The 1,404-nt window shown below is 49.1% G+C and carries 2 protein-coding genes; both read right to left on the bottom strand.

Translation table 11 applies throughout. The annotated features are described in order from the left end of the window. Positions 1 to 76: 76 nt before the first annotated feature. Positions 77 to 979 carry an IS3 family transposase gene (locus tag L691_RS0120030; RefSeq protein WP_232229231.1) on the bottom strand — a complete coding sequence of 301 codons (903 nt, stop codon included), beginning with the start codon at positions 977 to 979 and terminating at the stop codon, positions 77 to 79. A 29-nt stretch (positions 980 to 1,008) separates the two neighbouring features. Beyond that, positions 1,009 to 1,329: a helix-turn-helix domain-containing protein gene (locus L691_RS0120025; RefSeq protein ID WP_025692135.1), complete on the bottom strand. Its 321-nt coding sequence runs from the start codon at positions 1,327 to 1,329 to the stop codon at positions 1,009 to 1,011. Between the last annotated feature and the right edge of the window lie 75 nt (positions 1,330 to 1,404).

Genomic DNA, 1,404 nt, shown 5'->3' with positions numbered 1-1,404 from the left:
CGGCTAGGCCCCTTAAATCCGGAGTCATGCCCTACAATTAGCAAGCGTTCGTAAAATAACTCTTTATTTCGAGGGTTTACATGGCTTTATGAAATTTCGAGGAGTCCTCCAGTGTCTTGACCCATTCTGAAAACCTCGCAGGAGGCATTAACTTCAAGCTGCCATGCATCTTGCGGTTGTTGTAGAAGTCCATGTATTGATCAAGGGCCTCGTAGGCTTCCTCGAAGGTCATAAACTCTGTTTGGCTGAACAGATCGCGTTCCAATAAGCTATGAAAGGATTCAATGTATGCATTCATATTGGGTGTCCGTGGCGGGATACGTTCGTGAATCATGTCCAGGCTTTCACAGGTATCTCCAAATAATTTGCTGACGAATTGCGGCCCGTTGTCTGTTCGAATCACGGGCATGGTTTCTCCGGACTGGAGACGACTCTGTAGCGCCCGCCATAGGGTTTGGACCGCATGTTTGGCCTCACATACGGGTCCTCTGTACTGCTGGACCACGACACGGTCAAATACATCAATGATACTAAGCACGAAAAAGAAACGTTCCTGACCGATAATGTAGCCGTACTTGATGTCCATTTGCCACAACTGGTTGGACCCCGTGACGACCCGGTTCTTAGGGAGCCGACGTGGATGTGAGGGGAGGCGCTTACGGGATGGCCTCAGAATCCCTAGATCTTTACACAAGCGATAGGCTTTCTTCTTGTTCAGCTTTACGCTGTACCGGTTACGAATACATTGCGCAAGAAGTTTGTAGCCATAGACATGCTCTTCGCCTTCGAGGAGTTCAAGCAGCCACTCCTTGATTTGTTCGTCACTGACTTTCTCTCCCGTAACCGTAAAGGAGTAGCCCGGTACCGGACGCCCCATCTGGCCTTCTGGTGGGCGTTTTGTTGCCGGACAGGTAGCCCGTTTCTTACGATCGTAGTACGTCGATTCAGATAATCCAAGTATTCGCAGAACCCATGCCACCGGTTCCCCCCGCTTAATAAATAGGTCTGCTACTTCGAATTTTTCGGATAAGCGGGGTCTTTCTTTTTTAGCAGTTCTCGCAGAATCTCAAGCTCAAGTTCTTTTTCCCCGAGCACCTTCATGGCCTTTTCGTAGCGCTGTTCCACATCCTGAAGTCGCTGAAGTTCTTGCAGATGCTCGTCTGCAACCGGAATTTCTTCGGGTGGAATGGAGTCACGATGATCCCTAATCCACCCACGTATGGTTTCTGGATGGATGTCATATATACGGGATAACACCCCCACCTTAACTCCAGCCAACGCTTCCTTAACGATTTTAAGCCGTGCTTCCTCTTTCAGCCTCTTTCCCATCCTCGTCATCTCCCCCTTATCTCCAGTTTAAATTATTGGGTGGGATGACTCCAGTTTAATTAAGGGGCCTAGGAG

The sequence above is a fragment of the Paenibacillus zanthoxyli JH29 genome, from assembly GCF_000520715.1.
GTDB lineage: Bacteria > Bacillota > Bacilli > Paenibacillales > Paenibacillaceae > Paenibacillus_AQ > Paenibacillus_AQ zanthoxyli.
The sequence above is the reverse complement of the archived record's forward strand: the minus strand, read 5'-3'. Positions and strand labels throughout refer to the sequence as shown.

Excerpts from the sequence above, each read along its gene's own strand:
- L691_RS0120025 (WP_025692135.1), bottom strand. The coding sequence starts at position 1,329 with ATGGGAAAGAGGCTGAAAGAGGAAGCACGGCTTAAAATCGTTAAGGAA.